At 72.2% G+C, this 19,737-nt stretch carries 12 protein-coding genes; 8 read left to right on the top strand and 4 right to left on the bottom strand.

Translation table 11 applies throughout. The annotated features are described in order from the left end of the window. The first annotated feature begins 28 nt into the window (after nucleotides 1-28). Complete coding sequence (pcrA, locus tag ABD355_RS33130; protein ID WP_344404579.1) at nucleotides 29-2,515, top strand: DNA helicase PcrA; 2,487 nt, start codon at nucleotides 29-31, stop codon at nucleotides 2,513-2,515. A 40-nt stretch (nucleotides 2,516-2,555) separates the two neighbouring features. Here pcrA and ABD355_RS33125 read toward each other — a convergent pair whose 3' ends face one another. Together ABD355_RS33125 and ABD355_RS33120 are read right to left on the bottom strand one after the other, a co-directional pair. Further along, on the bottom strand, nucleotides 2,556-4,016 hold the full coding sequence (locus ABD355_RS33125; protein WP_344404578.1) for a M23 family metallopeptidase: 1,461 nt from the start codon (nucleotides 4,014-4,016) through the stop codon (nucleotides 2,556-2,558). Nucleotides 4,017-4,304: 288 nt separating this feature from the next. Beyond that, entirely contained in the window at nucleotides 4,305-5,171 is an 867-nt protein-coding gene (locus ABD355_RS33120) for a lipase family alpha/beta hydrolase (RefSeq protein ID WP_344404577.1), read from the bottom strand. A gap of 352 nt (nucleotides 5,172-5,523) precedes the next feature. Here ABD355_RS33120 and icmB point away from each other — a divergent pair, with 352 nt between their 5' ends. Further along, complete coding sequence (gene icmB, locus ABD355_RS33115; RefSeq protein WP_030930230.1) at nucleotides 5,524-5,940, top strand: coenzyme B12-dependent isobutyryl CoA mutase small subunit; 417 nt, start codon at nucleotides 5,524-5,526, stop codon at nucleotides 5,938-5,940. 151 nt (nucleotides 5,941-6,091) lie between these two features. Here icmB and ABD355_RS33110 read toward each other — a convergent pair whose 3' ends face one another. Next, nucleotides 6,092-7,714 (bottom strand): DUF5691 domain-containing protein, encoded by a 1,623-nt coding sequence (locus tag ABD355_RS33110; RefSeq protein ID WP_344404576.1) that lies wholly within the window; start codon nucleotides 7,712-7,714, stop codon nucleotides 6,092-6,094. A gap of 64 nt (nucleotides 7,715-7,778) precedes the next feature. Further along, on the bottom strand, nucleotides 7,779-9,134 hold the full coding sequence (locus ABD355_RS33105; protein ID WP_344404575.1) for an SWIM zinc finger family protein: 1,356 nt from the start codon (nucleotides 9,132-9,134) through the stop codon (nucleotides 7,779-7,781). Nucleotides 9,135-9,279: 145 nt separating this feature from the next. On the opposite strand from ABD355_RS33105, the gene ABD355_RS33100 reads away from it, so the two are divergent. The 6 genes from ABD355_RS33100 (at nucleotide 9,280) to sucC (ending at nucleotide 19,727) form a co-directional block, all read left to right on the top strand. Continuing rightward, the gene (locus ABD355_RS33100) at nucleotides 9,280-10,419 is read left to right on the top strand and encodes an ATP-binding protein (protein ID WP_344404574.1); all 1,140 of its coding nucleotides are present in this window, start codon (nucleotides 9,280-9,282) and stop codon (nucleotides 10,417-10,419) included. 207 nt (nucleotides 10,420-10,626) lie between these two features. Next, nucleotides 10,627-13,257: a DUF5682 family protein gene (locus tag ABD355_RS33095; protein WP_344404572.1), complete on the top strand. Its 2,631-nt coding sequence runs from the start codon at nucleotides 10,627-10,629 to the stop codon at nucleotides 13,255-13,257. Nucleotides 13,258-13,426: 169 nt separating this feature from the next. Further along, nucleotides 13,427-14,602, top strand: coding sequence for a VWA domain-containing protein (locus tag ABD355_RS33090; protein WP_344404571.1), 1,176 nt, complete (start codon nucleotides 13,427-13,429; stop codon nucleotides 14,600-14,602). Nucleotides 14,603-14,891: 289 nt separating this feature from the next. Continuing rightward, a complete protein-coding gene (locus ABD355_RS33085) occupies nucleotides 14,892-15,923 on the top strand; it encodes a hypothetical protein (RefSeq protein WP_344404570.1) in 1,032 nt (343 codons plus the stop codon). Nucleotides 15,924-16,167: 244 nt separating this feature from the next. Next, nucleotides 16,168-18,093 carry a hypothetical protein gene (locus ABD355_RS33080; protein WP_344404568.1) on the top strand — a complete coding sequence of 642 codons (1,926 nt, stop codon included), beginning with the start codon at nucleotides 16,168-16,170 and terminating at the stop codon, nucleotides 18,091-18,093. Between the two features lie 455 nt (nucleotides 18,094-18,548). Then, the gene (gene sucC, locus ABD355_RS33075) at nucleotides 18,549-19,727 is read left to right on the top strand and encodes an ADP-forming succinate--CoA ligase subunit beta (RefSeq protein ID WP_344404567.1); all 1,179 of its coding nucleotides are present in this window, start codon (nucleotides 18,549-18,551) and stop codon (nucleotides 19,725-19,727) included. Nucleotides 19,728-19,737 lie beyond the last annotated feature (10 nt).

Below are 19,737 nucleotides of genomic sequence, written 5' to 3'. Positions count from 1 at the left end.
CAGTGGGGCACCCTAGACTCGGAGAGCGATGAGCAGCCTCTTTGACGACAGCTTCCTGGCGAACCTCCAGGCCCCCCGGGGGCACGAGGAGGAACCTCCGCCGCCGCCCGAGGACGATCACGGACCGGAGCCGGTTCCGGACGATCTGTTCGGCGGGAAGTTCGACGTGCCACCGGACCGGGAGGCCTACTACCGCAACGGCGCCCTGCGCCCTGCGCTCGACCCGGCCGCGCTCCTGGACGGGCTGAACGAGAACCAGCGCGCGGCCGTCGTCCACTCCGGCTCCCCGCTGCTCATCGTGGCCGGCGCCGGCTCCGGCAAGACCCGCGTGCTCACCCACCGCATCGCCTACCTCCTGGGCGAGCGGAACGTGCATCCGGGCCAGGTCCTCGCGATCACCTTCACCAACAAGGCCGCGGGCGAGATGAAGGAGCGCGTCGAGCAGCTCGTCGGCCCGCGCGCGAACGCGATGTGGGTGATGACCTTCCACAGCGCGTGCGTGCGCATCCTGCGGAGGGAGTCGAAGAAGCTCGGCTTCACCTCCTCCTTCTCGATCTACGACGCGGCCGACAGCAAGCGCCTGATGGCCCTGGTCTGCCGCGACCTGGACCTCGACCCCAAGCGCTACCCGCCGAAGTCCTTCAGTGCCAAGATCTCGAACCTGAAGAACGAGCTGATCGACGAGGAGGACTTCGCCGCCCAGGCCGCCGACGGCTTCGAGAAGACCCTCGCCCAGGCCTACGCCATGTACCAGTCGCGGCTGCGCGAGGCGAACGCCCTCGACTTCGACGACCTGATCATGACCACGGTCAATCTGCTGCGCGCCTTCCCGGACGTCGCCGAGCACTACCGCCGCCGCTTCCGGCACGTCCTCGTCGACGAGTACCAGGACACCAACCACGCCCAGTACGCGCTCGTACGGGAACTCGTCGGCACCGGGGCGCACGACGAGGACGTACCGCCGAACGAGTACGACCTCCAGCCCGCCGAACTGTGCGTCGTGGGCGACGCCGACCAGTCGATCTACGCCTTCCGCGGTGCGACGATCCGCAACATCCTCCAGTTCGAGGAGGACTACCCGGACGCGACGACGATCCTGCTGGAGCAGAACTACCGCTCCACCCAGACGATCCTCTCCGCGGCCAACGCGGTCATCGAGCGCAACGAGTCCCGCCGCCCCAAGAACCTGTGGACGAACGCGGGTGCGGGCGCCCGCATCACCGGTTACGTCGCCGACACGGAGCACGACGAGGCGCAGTTCGTCGCCGACGAGATAGACCGTCTCACGGACGCCGGCGAGACGAAGGCCTCAGACGTCGCCGTCTTCTACCGCACCAACGCCCAGTCCCGTGTCTTCGAAGAGGTCTTCATCCGCGTCGGCCTGCCCTACAAGGTCGTCGGCGGTGTCCGCTTCTACGAGCGCAAGGAGGTCAGGGACGTCCTGGCCTATCTGCGGGTGCTGGCCAACCCCGAGGACTCGGTGCCGCTGCGCCGCATCCTCAACGTCCCCAAGCGCGGTATCGGCGACCGCGCGGAGGCGATGATCGACGCCCTCGCCCAGCGGGAGAAGATCAGCTTCCCGCAGGCGCTGCGCCGCGTCGACGAGGCATACGGCATGGCCGCGCGGTCGGCCAACGCCGTCAAGCGGTTCAACACACTGATGGAGGACCTCCGGACGATCGTCGAGTCCGGCGCGGGCCCGGCGACCGTCCTGGAGGCGATCCTCGAACGCACCGGCTACCTCGCCGAGCTGCAGGCCTCCACCGACCCGCAGGACGAGACCCGCATCGAGAACCTCCAGGAACTCGCCGCCGTGGCCCTGGAGTTCGAGCAGGAGTCCGGTGAGGGCGAGGAGCCCGGCTCTCTCGCCGACTTCCTGGAACGCGTCGCGCTCGTCGCCGACTCCGACCAGATCCCCGACGAGGACGAGGACGGCTCCGGAGTCATCACCCTGATGACCCTGCACACCGCCAAGGGCCTCGAGTTCCCGGTCGTCTTCCTCACCGGCATGGAGGACGGCGTCTTCCCGCACATGCGCGCCCTCGGCCAGACCAAGGAACTGGAGGAGGAGCGGCGGCTCGCCTACGTCGGCATCACACGCGCGCGTGAGCGGCTGTATCTGACCCGGTCGTCGCTGCGCAGCGCGTGGGGGCAGCCGTCGTACAACCCGCCCTCCCGGTTCCTGGAGGAGATCCCGGCACAGCACGTGGACTGGAAGCGGACGGGTGCCACGGCCCCGGTCTCCTCCGGCCCGGCGTCGGGCCTGGCCGCCTCCTTGTCGTCCTCCCGCTCGCGCTCGTCGGCGTCGGGCGCGTCCGGCTTCGCCACGAGCCGCGCCTCCGAGAAGCCGGTGGTCTCGCTGGCGGTGGGCGACCGGGTCACACACGACCAGTTCGGACTCGGCACGGTCGTGGCCGTGAAGGGCACGGGCGGCAACGCCGAGGCGACGATCGACTTCGGCGACACCAAGCCGAAGCGCCTGCTGCTGCGGTACGCACCGGTCGAGAAGCTGTAACGGGACCTGGGGGATCCTGGGGGCGCAGCCCCCAGTTCTCCTACGTCGGGTCCAGCCCGTGACTCCGCAGCCAGGGCAGCGGGTCGATCGCCGAACCCCCGGCCGGGCGGACCTCGAAGTGCAGGTGCGGGCCGGTCGAGTTGCCGGAGTTCCCGGAGTACGCGATCGGGTCGCCGGCCTTGACCGTGGTACCGGAGGCGACGCGATAGCTGGAGAGGTGGCAGTACCACGTCTCCGTGCCGTCCTTCGCGGTCACTATCATCATGTTCCCGTACGCACTGTTCCACTGCGTGCGGACGGTGCCGTCGGTCGCGGCCATCACCGTCGTGCCGTAGGAGACCGGGAAGTCGATGCCGGTGTGCACGGACATCCAGTTGATGCCGGCCTGGCCGAAGTAGGCGCTGAGCCCCTTCTGGGTGACCGGAAGGACGTACTTCGGGCGCATCCGCTCCTTGCGGGCCGCCTCCGCTGCCGCCTTCTTCTTCTCGGCCTCCTGCTGCGCCTTGAGGTCGATGCGCTCCTGCGTACGGCTGGCCCGGTCGGCGAAGTCGTCGGCGCCCGCGGAGAGGCTGCGGAGCTGGGTGTCCAGCTTGTTGTTGGCGGCGGATGGTTTCACCGCCTGTGCGTCCGACGCGGTCGTCGAGGTGCCCTGGTCGCCGGTGAAGGTGCCCACGGAGGCGGCGGCGATACCGGCCACGCCCATCACACACGCCGAGGGCACGGCGATGGTCAGCAGCGCGGACCGCTTGGCGGGTGCGCGGCGGCGGGAACGGGCCCCGCTGCGCGAGCCCGAGCGCGACGCCGGAGTCGACGTGACCTCTTCCTGCTCGTCGAGGAGCGGGGCCACCGAGGGCAGCTCCCCGGTGGAGTCCGGCTGGCCGCCGTCCGCGGCGGATTCGGCGTAGGAACCGTGCTCGGCCTGCTGCTCGTAGTCGCCGGCGGGTCCGGCGGTAGCGGTGGTGTCGTCGGCCTCCGGGCCCTCGGAGTTCCACTGCGTGGCGTCGTATGCGCCGGTGTCGAAGGCCTGGGTGCCCCATTCCCACTGCTGTGTCTGGTCGGCGTGACCGCCCGGATGGTCGGGCTGCAGCCAGGCGTTCGCATCCCACTGGCCCGAGGCGTCATGCCCGGTGGCCTGCGGCGGGATGACGGAAAGGGGCTGGTGGTCGGTGGTCCAGACGCTCGTGTCGTACACGCCGGTGTCATAGGCGGCATGGTGCTGTGCCGCGTACGCGTCGTAGTTCAGGGTCTGGTGGCCGCCCGTGGCCCAGTGACCGGTGTCGTACGAACCCGTGCTCTCGCCCGGGAGGCTGCCGAACAGGGGGTCTGCGGCGAAGGTCGCGGTGGCGTGACTGCCGGTCGCGAAACCGTTGGAGTCGTAGTCGCCGTACGTGGTGAAATCGCCGTACTGGGCTTCCTGCGTGCCGTACGACGCGTAGTGCGCCGAGGCGGCGTCGGAAGCCGGAGCCGGGGTCATGGTCCCCGACGGGTGACGGTCGTTCACCAACTTCTCTTTCGCCTCGACAACAGGGGCTGCCAGAGCAGTGCGGTGACTGTACCCGGCGGTATACGGGCTCGACAATCTTCAACAGGTTTCGTGCGCGCAGGAAACGGGCATTCGGCCGTGTTTCGGGGGACGACGGGCATGGCCTTGGCCCTGTGTTCGAAGGATGTTCGAGGCCAAATGGCTGTCGCATAGCCGTGCGGATGCTGTCCGGGCGCCGTCCCAGGGTCGTGGGCAGGCTGTGCGGGATCGGGCTGTGCCGGACGCGCCGGTAGGTAGGGGATGGGGTCAGGCCACGGTCAGGCCGCCGGCGTGCGCGGCGGCTTCGGCTCCCGATCGTTCGGCGTCGAGGGCCTGGCGTATCCCGGTCGCGACGGCGGGATGCACGGGCAGGGCGAGATGTCCGATCCCGCTCACCCTCACGTTCTGCACCATCAGGTCGGGGTGGTCGATACAGGCGGTCTCCAGCGGGTCCATCAGGTGATCGAGGTCGCTCCAGAAACTCACGAAGTGCGTACGACAGCCCGGCGCGGGCCGGGTCAGCTCATCGAGCAGCTCGGAGCCGGGGCGCATCTGGCGGACGATCGGGTGCGCGTTCGCCAACGGCACCACCCGGGTGCCGGAGTGCGGGGTGCCGAGCGTCACCAGCGTGCGGACCCGGAGGTCCCCGCCCAGCCGCTGCACGTAGTACCGCGCTATCAGCCCGCCGAGGCTGTGTCCGACGATGTCGACCTGCCTGCTGCCCGTACGCTCGCAGATTTCTTCTATGTGCCGGCTCAACAGCTCGGCCGCGGTGCGGATGTCGCAGGTCAGCGGCGAGTAGTTGAGCGACTCGATCTGCTGTCTGCCGTGCTGGGCGAGGCTGCGGCGCAGCAGCACGAAGACCGAGCGGTTGTCGATGAAGCCGTGCAGGAGGACGACCGGGGGCTTGGTCTCGGTCGGCAGTTGCGCGGCGCCGTCCGCCGACGGGAGCGGGACCGATGGTCCTCGGCGTTCCTGTGCGACGCCGGAGGGATAGAGGAGGAGGTGTCCTGCGAGGATCGCGAGTTCCAGGGCGGTCGCCTTCAGCAGGGCCAGGGAGAGTCCCGCCAGTCTGCTCGGCAGCAGTCGCTGGCAGAGCGGGAGAAAGGGCAGCGCTGCCCTCGTGACCTTCATGGCCGACCTCCTGTCGGCACGCAGGAGGACGCCTCTGTCCCCCGTGTGCCCTCGTGGGAGGCCGCGAGGAAGGCGGTCGGCAGCCCGTCACGGCATCGTCGACACGCCGCATCGCCACGGCGCGCGGCCTGCGGCGCGGTGGTGCGGCGACCTCTTTGCGGCTCCCCTTGCGCGTGTTCCCGCCGGAACGGTGCGCGGTGAACGTGTCCCATCGTGTGATTTCCCCCTCTGTCTTCACCGCGAAACTGCCGGTTGCGGGATGCTGGCGATAACGTTCGTTCACTCTCCCGGCCGGTTCGGGTACCCAGTACTTGTCGGTAGGGATGGATGCAGTCGCTTCATGGAGGCAGTGATGGGTGTGGCAGCCGGTCCGATCCGCGTGGTGGTGGCCAAGCCGGGGCTCGACGGCCACGATCGCGGGGCAAAGGTGATCGCGCGTGCGCTGCGCGACGCCGGTATGGAGGTCATCTACACCGGCCTTCACCAGACCCCCGAGCAGATCGTCGACACCGCGATCCAGGAGGACGCCGACGCGATCGGGCTGTCCATCCTCTCCGGTGCCCACAACACGCTCTTCGCCGCAGTGATCAAGCTGCTCAAGGAGCGGGACGCTGAGGACATCCTGGTCTTCGGCGGCGGGATCATCCCCGAGGCGGACATCGCTCCGCTGAAGGAGCAGGGCGTCGCGGAGATCTTCACGCCGGGGGCGACGACGCAGTCGATCGTGGACTGGGTGCGGGCGAATGTCAGGCAGCCGGCAGGGGCTTAGGCCGTCGTGCGCGGCGGGCGAGTGGGGGTTGTCGTCCCTGGGGGCTCTGCCCCCAGACCCCCGATCGGCCTGAACGGCCTCGTCCTCAAACGCCGGACGGGCTGTTGGGTACCGATCGGCTCCGAGAGGCGCCGGCCACCGTAGGGCGGCCCTACGCCGATGCCAACTCCTCCGCCATCGCCGCCCGCAACCGCAAGGTCGTCACCAGGCGTTGGAACGCCTCCGCCCAGTAGCCGCCCGCCCCGGGTGACGCGTCCTCCGTCTCGTCGGGTATCGCCAGCAGGCCGTCGAGGCGGCTCGCCTCGAAGGGGTCGAGGCAGCGTTCGGCCAGGCCCATCACGCCGCTGAAGCTCCATGGATAACTCCCCGCGTCCCGCGCGATGTTGAGCGCGTCCACCACCGCCCGACCGAGCGGCGCGGACCAGGGCACCGCGCACACCCCGAGCAGCTGAAACGCCTCGGACAGGCCGTGTGCCGCGATGAAACCGGCCACCCAGTCGGCCCGTTCGGCTGCGCTCAGGGTGCCGAGCAGCTTGGCGCGTTCGGCCAGCGACACCGCGCCAGGACCGCCGGCCTCCGGCGCGGACGGGGTTCCGAGGAGCGCACGGGCCCACTCGGGGTCCCGCTGCCGCACGGCGGCCCGGCACCAGGCCGCGTGCAGTTCGCTCTGCCAGTCGTCCGTCACGGGCAGTGCCACGATCTGCCCCGGCGTACGCCCGCCCAGCCGCTTGGACCAGGTCCCGAGCGGTGCCGCCTCCACCAACTGGCCGAACCACCATGATCGTTCACCTCGTCCTGCCGGAGCCTTGGCCACGACACCGTCGCGCTCCATGCTCGCGTCGCACTCGTGCGGAGCCTCAACGGTGATCATCGGCGAGCCGCCCGTGTGGTCGACGGCCACGCAGGCCGCGGCCCTGAGGGCCATCCGCGCCGCGAGCGCCGAACCCGGCAGTGCGGAGAGCAACTCCGCTGCCGTCGCCCGCACGTTGCGACTGCGGTCGGCCAGCGCCTGTTCCAGGAAGGGCTCGTCCTCGGGGCTTAGGCCCGTACGCAGCGAGTCGAGGAACATGAGACGGTCCTCGGCCCGCTCCGTCGACCAGGTCGTGGTGAGCAGTTCGCGGGCGGCGGCGGGTTCACGGGCGCGTATGGCGGACAGGAGCGCGACCCGCTCGGCGAACAGGCCTTCCTCCCACAGGCGCCGCGTCTGCTCCGTGTCCTCGGGGTGCGGCAGGGTGGCGCCCCCGCCCGGGGCCGCACGCAGGGCGAACCGCCAGTCGGGGTTCAGCCGGGCGAGCCACACGGCGCGCGGCCCTGCGAACGCCAGCGCCGCCGGCCGCAGATCCGTACGCCCACGGGCCGCGTCCAGCAGCGCGGGCAGCGCCTGAGGGGGTGCCGCGAAACCGCGGGCGTTCGCCGCCGCAAGCCACTGCGGCAGCAGCTCCATGAGGTCCGGCGCCGTGCCCCTACGGCCGCCGCCGCCCGTGCCCGGCCGGTCGGCCAGCAGCAGCGCCAGCCTGCGGGCCGCCGCGAGGGGCAGCACGGGCCGTGGGTCCTCGGCAGCCGGCTCGGGCCGTGCGGCCGCCGGCACCGCCCGCAGCCCGGCCCGCCGCCGAACGGTCTCCGCGGCCGCGGCGTCCAGCAGGGCCACCGGCGCCTCCCGTCCCGGCGCTCCGCCCGGCGGGGTGCGCCGCTCCGTGCCGAGCAGTGCCGCCGTGACGAGTTCCTCCCAGGCGCCCGAGGCGGGCGCATCCACCGGCGTGGACGTCCTGTTCATGCGGTTCCTTTCCGTGAGGGCCCGCCCCGTGTGGGCGCCGTACGGCGGTCCTTTGACTGATGGATCAGCACAGCTGCACCGCCTCTCCCGCTCCCTCCGGCCACGCCGTCAGCGGCGTGAATCCCCGGTGGCCGCACTCCCCGAAGACCTTGACCGGGGCGCCGCCCGAGAGGGCGACCAGGCGCCACAGCCCGGGGCGGGCACGGGCAGTGGGAGTCAGCGGCAGCGCAGCGTCCGCGTCGGCGTCCGCCAACTGCCAGGAGTCGCCGTCCGGGACCGGTATGACCCGGTCCAGCGTGACCGGGACGGAGTCAAGCCAGGGGTCGTCCCGCAGGGCCCCGCCGTAGCGGGCGGCCGCCTGGGCCGTCGTCACTCCCGGCGGCCGTGTCACCGACGGTGCCGGTGGTGCGAACTGCTCGCCCAGGGCCACCCGTGATTGCCCGGCACCCGGATAGGCGGACACCTCGGCATCCAGGGTCAGCCCGACGGGCAGCGCCAACTCCGGGGCGCGCCCCGCGGCACCATAGGAGAGGAGGAGCGCGGTGCGGTCCGAGTCCGTGCCGTGCAGCCAGATCCTGCGGGTCGTCAGGCGCGCGTCCGCCGTGTCGTACTGGGCGAGGACCAGCCAGCGGTCGCGCAGCGGCGGCCCGTCCGCCGAGCCGGGCAGGCCGATCCGGGAGCGGACCGTCGCCGCCAGGCCGTCCGGGAGCCGTTCGCGGTGCAGCCAGCCCTGGTCGAGGAGATGGAGCAACGCGCACTCCTCCAGCAGACGCACCGGCCAGCCCGGCCCGGACGACGGGATCGCCCCCAACTCCCGCACCCGCGCGGCCAGTCCAGGGGCCTGGGCATCGACCATGCGGGCCGCAGTCTCCTCCCACAGCCCGTACCCCGCCTGCTCCGCGCTCGCCAGCCCGCCGCGCAGCAGATCCGCCAGGCGCTGCTCCAACTCGGTCGCACCCGCGGTGATCCGCTCGGCCCTGCGCTCCGCCCGGCGCCGCGCGGCCTCCGGATCACCGGACCCGGACGGTGATCCGGACGCCCCCGCCGTCCGCTTCTGCTCGGCGCGCTGCCTTCTCCCCGCTATCCACTGCTCCGCCCAGTCGGGCGCCTGCCCCGACGGCACCGCACCGTCCCCACCCGCCCAGAGCAGCAGCAACCCGAGCGCGTGCTTGCACGGGAACTTGCGGCTCGGGCAACTGCACTTGTACGCGGGGCCCGCCGCATCTGCGATGTCCACGACCGTCTGATACGGCTTGCTGCCACTGCCCTTGCACTGCCCCCACACCGTCCCCTCGTCGGAACTCCCCGCCTCGGACCACGGCCCCGCCGTGCCGAGTTTGCTGCCCGCTTTGCGTGACGCGGCGTCAGGCGCCAGCGCCAGCACCTGATCCGCGCTCCAGCGCACCCCCTGCTGAGTCATGCCGTCGAAGGTAGATCCCGCCACTGACAATCGGTCCTGCGAGCGCCCTCTCTCGAGAGTTTTCCCAGGTCAGAACGGATTGTCAGTGGCGTAGTGCAACGTGGATGCCAGATCCGAACCGGCCGAGCTGGAGGGGGCCTCAGCCATGTCTGTGTCCGTGGAACCGACGATCGTCGAAGCTGCCGACGTACCCGCGAAGGAGCCGGCAGAGGCGTTGCGGCCGCACGCCGAGGACGCCTTCGCCGGTGAACTCGCCGCGCTGGCCGCGCAGGACGACCGCCCGCGCCCGGCCCGCTGGAAGCTGTCGCCGTGGGCGGTGGCGACGTATCTGCTCGGCGGCACCCTGCCGGACGGCACGGTGATCACACCGAAGTACGTGGGCCCGCGCCGCATCGTCGAGGTCGCCGTCACCACGCTCGCCACCGACCGCGCCCTGCTCCTGCTCGGCGTGCCCGGCACCGCGAAGACCTGGGTGTCCGAGCACCTGGCCGCGGCGGTCAGCGGCGACTCGACACTGCTCGTGCAGGGCACGGCGGGCACGCCGGAGGAGGCGATCCGCTACGGCTGGAACTACGCGCAGCTGCTGGCGAACGGCCCGAGCCGGGCCGCCCTGGTGCCCAGCCCCGTCATGCGGGCCATGGCGGAGGGGATGACGGCACGGGTGGAGGAGCTGACCCGTATCCCCGCCGACGTCCAGGACACGCTGATCACGATCCTCTCCGAGAAGACGCTGCCGATACCGGAGCTGGGCCAGGAGGTGCAGGCCGTCCGGGGCTTCAACCTGATCGCCACGGCCAACGACCGGGACCGCGGGGTCAACGACCTCTCCAGCGCCCTGCGCCGCCGCTTCAACACGGTGGTGCTGCCGCTGCCGGAGAGCGTCGAGGCCGAGGTCGACATCGTCTCGCGCCGAGTGGACCAGATCGGCCGCTCGCTCGACCTGCCGGCCGTGCCCGACGGCATCGACGAGATCCGCCGGGTCGTGACCGTCTTCCGCGAGCTGCGCGACGGGGTCACGTCCGACGGGCGTACGAAGCTCAAGTCGCCGAGCGGCACGCTGTCGACGGCCGAGGCGATCTCGGTCGTCACCAGCGGGCTCGCCCTGGCCTCCCACTTCGGCGACGGCGTGCTGCGGGCCGGGGACGTCGCCGCGGGCATCCTCGGCGCCGTAGTCCGCGACCCGGCGGCCGACCGCGTCATCTGGCAGGAGTACCTGGAGGCGGTCGTCCGCGAGCGCGACGGATGGAAGGACTTCTACCGGGCCTGCCGTGAGGTGAGCGCGTGAACGACCTGGGGTGGGGCCGGTCCGGCGGGAGCGGCGGAAACAGCGGGAACAAGGGGTCGGGCGGGGGCCAGGGACCGGGCGGATCGGTGTGCGGGGCGCACGAGGACGGCGTGTACGGCGGGCACGGCAGCGGCCCGGAGGGCTCCCGGAAGGCATTCGGCGGCCGCATGCGAGGGGTGCGATGACCAGGACGACGAGGGGGACGGCGTGACAGGGACGGCGAGGGGCGGGAGCGGCGCGGCCGGTGACGGGCCGCTGCTGCTGGGCGTACGACATCACGGACCCGGCTCGGCACGAGCGGTGCGGGCGGCGCTGGACGCGGCCCGGCCCCGGGCCGTGCTGATCGAGGGGCCGCCCGAGGCCGACGTACTGATCCCGCTCGCCGCCGAGGAGGACATGCGGCCGCCGGTCGCCCTCCTCGCGCACGCGGTGGACGAGCCCGGCCGCTCGGCCTTCTGGCCGCTCGCCGAGTTCTCCCCGGAGTGGGTCGCGATCCGGTGGGCCCTGGAGCACGACGTACCGGCGCGCTTCATCGACTTGCCGGCGACCCACACCCTGGCGTGGAGCAAGGACATGGAGGGGGAACTAGGAGGGGGCGCGGGCGGCGGACGCGAGGGCGGCGTCGATACGGCCGGGGGCGGGGCCAACTCCGGTACCGGTGCTGTGGCAGCGCTTCGGGCCAGGCCGGACGCCGGCCACGGCGCGGGGGCCGACGCAGGAGCCGACGCCACGGCCGGATCCGACGTGGAGGCCGAGACCGTGGCAGGCTCCGCCGTCGATGTCACCCCCGACACCGACAGGCGGGCCGAAGCCGATCCCGCTGCCGATTCCGGTGGCCGGCCCTCTGCCGACAGGTCGGCCATGGAGACCGACGTCCGTATCGACCCGCTCGCCGTGCTCGCCGAAGCCGCCGGGTACGACGACCCGGAGCGGTGGTGGGAGGACGTCGTCGAGCACCGGGGGGTGGGAGAGGGCGACGCGTTCGCGCCCTTCCTGGTGCTCGAAGAGGCCATGGGAGCGTTGCGGGAGGCGTACGGCAGCGGGGGACATGACCGGGATCTCGTACGGGAGGCGTACATGCGGCTCCAGGTACGGGCCGCACAGCGGGAGTTCGGGGACGCGGTGGCCGTCGTGTGCGGGGCCTGGCATGTGCCCGCGCTGCGGCAGAAGACGGCCGTCGCCGCCGACCGGTCGCTGGTCAAGGGGCTGCCCAAGGTCAAGACGGACATGACATGGGTGCCGTGGACGTACCGGAGGCTCGCACGGGTCAGCGGATACGGGGCGGGCATCGACTCGCCGGGCTGGTACGGGCATCTGTTCGCCGTTCCGGACCGGCCGGTCGAGCGGTGGATGACCAAGGTGGCCGGGCTGCTGCGGGGCGAGGACCGGATCGTCTCCTCGGCCCATGTCATCGAGGCGGTGCGGCTGGCGGAGACGCTCGCGGCGATGCGGGGCCGCCCGCTGCCGGGGCTCGGCGAGACGACGGATGCCGTGCGCGCGGTGATGTGCGAGGGCTCGGACGTGCCGCTGGCGCTGGTGCACGACCGGCTGGTCGTCGGGGATGTGCTGGGGGAGGTGCCGCAGGCGGCGCCGGCGGTGCCGTTGCAGCGGGACCTGGACCGGATCCAGCGACGGCTGCGGTTCAAACCGGAGGCGCTGGAGCGGGAGTTGGAGCTCGACCTGCGCAAGGAGACCGACGCAGGCCGCAGCAGGCTGCTGCACCGACTGCGGTTGCTGGGCGTGGCATGGGGCGAACCGGTGGCTTCGCGGGGGAGCACGGGCACGTTCCGGGAGACATGGCGGCTGCGCTGGGAGCCGGAGCTGGCCGTGCGGGTGGCGGAGGCCGGGGTGTGGGGCACGACGGTGCTCGCCGCCGCGACGGCCAAGGCGGAGGCGGACGCCGTCGCCGCACAGGCCCTGGCCGATGTCACCGGACTCGCCGAGCGCTGCCTGCTGGCCGAGCTCCCCCAGGCGCTACCGGTGGTGATGCAGGTCCTCGCCGACCGGGCCGCGCTCGACACGGACGTCGGCCACCTCGCGCAGGCCCTGCCGGCCCTGGTCCGCTCCCTCCGGTACGGCGATGTACGCGGCACGGACACAGGAGCGCTGGCCGGGGTCGCCGCGGGCCTCGCCGAGCGGATATTCGTCGGCCTGCCCCCGGCCTGCGCGGCCCTGGACGCGGACGCCGCCGAGGAGATGCGGCGCCATGTGGACGCGGTGCACGGGGCGGTGGGACTGCTGGGCGATGCGCCCGCACCGGACCACCGCGACCTTCGGGGCCGCTGGCACTCGGTTCTGCGTGTGCTGTCCGTCCGGGACACCGTGCCGGGTGTGGTCCGGGGGCGGGCCGTGCGGCTGTTGCTGGACGACGGGGAGTTGGGGCAGGAGGAGGCGGCGCGGCTCATGGGTCTCGTGCTGTCGCCTGGAACTCCGCCGGGGGATGCCGCCGCTTGGATCGAGGGGTTCGTCGGAGGAGGGTCCGGCGGCGGGATGCTCCTCGTGCACGACGAGCGGCTGCTCGGGCTGGTCGACTCCTGGCTGACCGGGGTGCCGGCGGAGGCGTTCACGGACGTACTGCCCCTGCTGCGGCGGACGTTCTCGGCGTACGAGCCGGGGGTGCGCCGGACGCTGGGCGAACTCGTCCGGCGCGGACCGGGGGAGCGGGGGAGCGTGACGGCCGCCGGCTCCGGCATACCGGGCTTCGCGGCCGACCTCGACCCCGGGCGCGCGGACGCCGTGCTGCCGGTGGTCCGGTTGCTGCTGGGCCTGGACGGACCGGGCGGCCCGGGCGGAGTGGAAGAGGACATCGACAACGACCTTGTGGGGGTGGCGGGATGACGAGGGACGGACTGACAGAAGCCCAGGAGGATGTCGGCGCAACGGCAGTCGGCAGGAACTGGAACGGCAACGGGAACCGCAGCAGACGCGCGGGCGGGGAGAAGGACCGTCCGGCGGTCGCCGTTCCCGTGATGCCGCTCTGGGACCGGCCTTGCACGGGGGTGTGCCGATGACGGCCGAGGCGATGGACCCGGCAGCCCCGGCGCAGGAGCGGCTGCGGCGCTGGCGGCTGGTGCTCGGGGGCGACGCCGCCGACGGCACGGGATGCACTCTGTCGGGGCAGGACAGCGCGATGGACGGGGCGTTGGCCGCGCTCTACGGGAAGGGCGACAAGCAAGGGCAGGCGAGGCGGGACCGGTCGGCTGGGCTCGGGGCGTCGGCGCCGTCGGTGGCGCGCTGGCTCGGGGACATCCGGACGTACTTCCCCTCCTCCGTCGTCCAGGTCATGCAGCGCGACGCCATCGACCGGCTCGGGCTGTCCGCGCTGCTGCTGGAGCCGGAGATGCTGGAGGCGGTGGAGGCCGACGTCCACCTCGTCGGCACGCTGCTCTCGCTCAACAAGGCGATGCCGGAGACGACCAAGGAAACGGCACGGGCCGTTGTCCGCAAGGTCGTCGAGGACCTGGAGAAGCGGCTCGCCACCCGCACTCGGGCCACCCTCACCGGCGCCCTCGACCGCAGCGCCCGGATCAACCGGCCGCGCCACCACGACATCGACTGGAACCGCACCATCGCGGCCAACCTCAAGCACTACCTGCCCGAGTACCGGACGATCGTGCCGGAGCGGCTCATCGGCTACGGGCGGGCGTCCCGGTCCGTGAAGAAGGAAGTCGTCCTCTGCATCGACCAGTCGGGGTCGATGGCGGCATCCGTGGTCTACGCGTCCGTGTTCGGGGCGGTGCTCGCGTCCATGCGGTCGATCGACACGCGACTCGTCGTCTTCGACACGGCGGTGGTGGACCTCACCGACCAGCTCGACGACCCGGTGGACGTGCTCTTCGGCACGCAGCTGGGGGGCGGCACGGACATCAACCGGGCACTCGCCTACTGCCAGTCGCAGATCACCCGGCCCGCCGAGACGGTGGTCGTGCTCATCAGCGATCTCTACGAAGGCGGGATACGGAACGAGATGCTCAAACGGGTCGCCGCGATGAAGGCGTCCGGAGTGCAGTTCGTCACGCTGCTGGCGCTCTCGGACGAAGGGGCGCCGGCCTACGACCGGGAGCACGCGGCCGCGCTGGCCGCGCTGGGGGCACCGGCGTTCGCGTGCACGCCCGATCTCTTCCCCGAAGTGATGGCGGCGGCCATCGAGAAGCGACCGCTGCCCATACCTGACACCGCATGACCGGACACGACACGGCATGACCGGAAAGAGCGCGACCGGGCTGACAGGGGACGGTCACTGACGATTTGTCGATGCATCGTCGTCCGACTTGGTCCAACAAAACGGACATGCCTACCCATCAGTAACAGGGGGCTTGCGCAACCTCGGGAGGAGCGTGCGAGGATCGACGCCTCATCAGCGGCGCGCCGTTGCGCCGCCTCGTCCGTACCGCACCGCGTCGCGCCGACTCGTAGCTCGTTACGGCTCGTTACGTGCGATTCGTTCCGCCGCACGGGAGGACCACCCCCTCTTGACCTGGCCAGCAGCCTTGCCCGGTGCCGCTCTGCGCGTGATGCGCACGGCGGCCGGACGGCGTGCGCTGCAAGTGGTTCTGCTGGTGGGTGGGTTGTTCGCGCTGGGGCTCCTCTGCGGGGAACAGGCGCATGCGGCGGAGGGGGTGCCGACCGCCTCCTCGTCCGAGGTCGTGACGACCGCTCCGGCGGACGGCGTCCGGGCGTTGACGAGCGACACCGTCGCCACGGTCAGTCGGCTCACGCAGCCACCCCGACCCCAGCAGGCCGCTCCGGACAAGCCCAAGCCGAAGGCTCCCGCCGCGCAGGCACCGGCACAGGCACCGGCACCAGTCCCGGCACCGACCGATCCCAGGCCCGCCCCGAATCCCCGCGCCCTTCCCGCGACCCCGGGCGCAGCCGGTCGGATCCTCACTCCGTCGACCGGTGAGCTCGTCCGCTCCGTGGGTGATCGCGTCGTGCAGCCGGTCGGTGGTCTGGTGGAGACCGTGACCGCCCAGCTGGGCAGGGTGACCGCGCAGATACCGCCGTTGGCGTCGTGGCCCTCCCTGCCGGGGCTGCCCGGGTCGCCGTCGATGCCGGGCCTGCCCGCACTGCCCGGCTTTCCTTCATCGCCGGGACGGATACTTCCCGCGCCCGTCGCACAGGCACCCCAGCCGGGTGTCGCAGGGCACTCGGGGACGGAAGGCGCCGTCGACGACAGGCGCTCCGCAGCGACCGCGAGCGGTACGACGTACGGGCCGCGGCTCGTCGTGGACGTGACCGCGGGCGACGCCACCGCCGCGCAGGGCGGCGGCCGGAGGGCCACCGGTGCCGGGCACGCCCCGGCGCACCAGGCCCCCGACGGCGACCCGGCCGGTGTTCCGGCCAACCGGGCCGCGGTCGACAACGGCACCTCGAGGCACGCTGACGCGCACGCCGTCGCCCTGAGTCACCGGCCGCTCGTGCGGCTCGTGCCCGGCGCCGCCGTTCGCACCGCCGCGGCCGGTACCCGGGACAGGCACCGGGACATTCCCGTATTCCCCGGCTAGGGCAGGCCCTTCCCCCGCCACGGACCTGCCGCGCGGGGGTGGAGCAGGTCTGCCCGCCCGTCCGGACATTTCTTCGTTCTCCGGACGCAAGCCGCCGACTCCGCTGGTCCCGACTCCCCGGACCAGGACCGGAAGCGGCGCCGGAATTGTCCCCAAGCCTTTCGAAGAAGCCCCGGAACTCCCCGGATCTCCCCGGAGATCAAGGAGCGCGGAGCTTCCAGGGATCTAAGGATCTGACGCACGCATGAACAAGAACATCCGCCGCTCCATCGTCATAGCCGCCGGTGTCACCGGCGCATGGGCGCTCGGTTCCGCCGTCGCCAGCGCCGACGAGTTGCCCTCTTCCTCCCTGTCCGTGTCCGACACGACCTCCGATCCGGCCTCCGATCCGGCCACGGACGCGACCGTCGACTCCGGCAGCACCCTCGGCGCGCTGACCGACACCGTCACCGGCACGGTCGACGGCGTCGTCACCGGCGTCCAGCACACCGTCTCCGGTGTCACCGGGACGGCCGGCTCCACCGCGGCCAAGGCGACCGCCACGGTCACCGGCGCGGAGAGGACGCTGCCCGGCGGCACCGCCGAGCAGGCCCGTAAGTACGTCGACGCCGAGGTGTCCGCCCCGCAGGCGGTCAAGAAGGCGTCCAGGATCAAGGGCGCCGCCGCCATCCAGGGCGCCAAGGCCGCCCGCGCCGCGCAGGCCGAGGCGAAGGCCGCGGCCGCCCAGGGAGCCACCACCGTGACCGACACGGCCTCCTCCCCGCAGGGCGAGGTCGACTACCTCTTCGGCCCCCTCGCCGCCTTCGCACCGGAGCTGGAACAGGCGCTGGCCGCCGCCCAGACCAAGCTGCAGGGCGTGCAGTCGGCGGCCCGCACCCAGGCGCAGGGCGTCGACGGTGTCGTACGGACGAAGGCGCAGCAGTCCGTCGCGGGCGCGGGCCGTACCGCGGCGGGTGTTCAGGGACGTGCCGCAGGCGTGGCGTCCCTTGCGCAGGGCGAGGCCGGGGTCGTCGCCGGTGCCGCCCGGGCCTCCGTGGCCGCGGTCCCCGGCCATGTCACCGGCACGGTCGGCGGGGCCGAGCAGAAGGTCGTCGGCACCGTGAAGAGCGTTCCCGGCGCGGTCACCCCGGTCGTCGCGGAGACGGCCGCGGCCGTCGTGCCGCCCCTCGCAGCCCACGCCGTGCAGGGCGTGACGCCGGTCGCCGGCCAGGCGGTGGCGGGCGTCGTGCCGGTCGCCCAGCAGACCGTCGGCGGGATCGCGCCCACCGTCACCCACGCCGTGGACGGGGTGACGCCGTTGGCCACGGGCGCCGTGAGCGGCGTGCTGCCTGTCGCGGGCGGCGCCGTGACCGGGGTGGGGCAGACCGCCGGTCACGCGGTCGGCGCCGCGACGGCGCTGGCGTACGGCGCGGTGGCCGGTGTCCAGCCGGTCGCGGGCGGGGTCGTCGAGGGCGTGCAGCCGGTGGCGGGAGGCGTCGCCCAGGGGGTGACTCCCGTCGCCGGCGGCGCGGTGTCCGATGTGCAGTCCGTCGCCGGGGGTGCCGTGCACGGCGTGGCGCCGGTCGCCGGTGGTGTCGTCGCGGACGTGCCGTCGTACGCCACCGGTCTGGTCGGTCAGGTCACCGAGGACGCGACGGGCGCCGTGCTGCCGCCGGTCGTGCACACCGCCCTGGACGGCGTGCTGCCGGTCGCCGGGCAGGCCGTGGCGGACGCGGGCGGGCTGGCGTACGGCGTCACGGGTGACGTCCGGCCGTTCGCCGGTGGGATCGCCGACGACGCGGCGCCGCTCGCGTACGGCGTGGCCGGTCACGCGACCGGCCTGGGACACGGCGTCGCCGGGCAGGTGCCGCAGTTCGCGCAGGGCGTCACCGGGGCCGCCCAGCCCGTCGTCGACCTGGTCGAGCCGGTGGTCCAGGGCGTCGGCGGCAGCGCGACGACGCTCGCGTACGGCGTCGCGGGCGATGTGACTCCCTTCGCGTACGGGGTCGCCGAAGACGTCGACCCCTTCGCCCACGGCGTCGTGGGCCAGGTGGCACCCTTCGCCGGCGACCTGACCGACACCGTCCGGTCCACCGGCGGCCCGCTCGCCGCACACGCCGTCACCGGCGTCCAGGGCGTCACCGAGTCGATCACGCCCGGCTACGTGCAGAACGTGCAGTACGGCGTCTGACGCCCGACCGACTCCGCGGACCCAGGGACCCGGACGGCCGAAAGCCGTCGGACCGGCCGGCCCGCACCCCGCGGATGGAGCCAGGTGATCCCCATTGGGGTGGGGATCAACTGCTCCGAGCCCCCTTCCGGGGCTGAACAGGGGGCCTCACCGGGTCAACCCCAGCCCGGTGAGGCCCTTCCCCGTGCGTGCCTCGCACGCCCTTGCGAACCGTGCCTGTCCCTCACATCCGGCACGCCGTGCCAGTGAGCGCGGCATCATGTGACAGGTATCACCGCTCAGGTGTGACCCTCGATTTAGGGGCCCTCCGCAAGCAGCGATAACCTGCGAGACGGACATGCCGCGCGCTCGGACACCGTGTGCGCCTCCCCTGTGACTAGCGGACGTCACGTTGCCCTTCGCGGCACGCCCACGCATCCAACGAACCGCGAGATCACTGATAGGGACGGAAGCGCGTGGACCTGTTCGAGTACCAGGCGAGGGACCTCTTCGCCAAGCACGATGTACCGGTGCTGGCCGGTGAAGTCATCGACACGCCTGAGGCGGCCCGCGCAGCCACCGAGCGCCTCGGTGGCAAGTCTGTCGTCAAGGCCCAGGTGAAGGTCGGCGGCCGTGGCAAGGCCGGTGGCGTGAAGCTCGCCGCCACCCCGGACGAGGCGGTCGAGCACGCGACCAACATCCTCGGCATGGACATCAAGGGCCACACGGTCCACAAGGTGATGATCGCCGAGACGGCGCCCGAGATCGTGGAGGAGTACTACGTCTCCTTCCTCCTCGACCGTGCCAACCGCACCTTCCTCTCCATCGCCTCCGTCGAGGGCGGCATGGAGATCGAGGAGGTGGCGGCCACCCGCCCCGAGGCCGTCGCCAAGACGCCGATCGACGCCAACGAGGGTGTGACCGAGGAGAAGGCCCGCGAGATCGTCGCGGCCGCCAAGTTCCCGGCCGAGGTCGCCGACAAGGTCGTGAACGTCCTCGTCAAGCTGTGGGACACCTTCATCAAGGAGGACGCCCTCCTGGTCGAGGTCAACCCCCTGGCCAAGGTCGCCTCCGGTGACGTCATCGCCCTGGACGGCAAGGTCTCGCTGGACGAGAACGCCGAGTTCCGTCAGCCGGAGCACGAGGCCCTCCAGGACAAGGACGCGGCCAACCCGCTCGAGGCCGCCGCCAAGGAGAAGAACCTCAACTACGTCAAGCTCGACGGCGAGGTCGGCATCATCGGCAACGGCGCGGGTCTCGTCATGAGCACCCTGGACGTCGTCGCGTACGCCGGTGAGAACCACGGCGGCGTCAAGCCCGCCAACTTCCTCGACATCGGCGGCGGCGCCTCCGCGGCCGTCATGGCGAACGGCCTGGAGATCATCCTCGGCGACCCGGACGTCAAGTCCGTCTTCGTCAACGTCTTCGGCGGCATCACCGCGTGCGACGAGGTCGCCAACGGCATCGTCCAGGCGCTGAAGCTCCTGGAGGACAAGGGCGAGGAAGTCACCAAGCCCCTCGTCGTCCGTCTGGACGGCAACAACGCCGAGCTGGGTCGCAAGATCCTCTCCGACGCCAACCACCCGCTGGTGCAGCGCGTGGACACCATGGACGGCGCGGCCGACAAGGCCGCCGAGCTCGCGGCTGCGAAGTAAGGGACGAGGG

The sequence above is a fragment of the Streptomyces longisporus genome, from assembly GCF_039532765.1.
Lineage (GTDB): Bacteria > Actinomycetota > Actinomycetes > Streptomycetales > Streptomycetaceae > Streptomyces > Streptomyces longisporus.
Note: the sequence above shows the minus strand (reverse complement) of the source record. Positions and strands in the feature narration are given on the sequence as shown.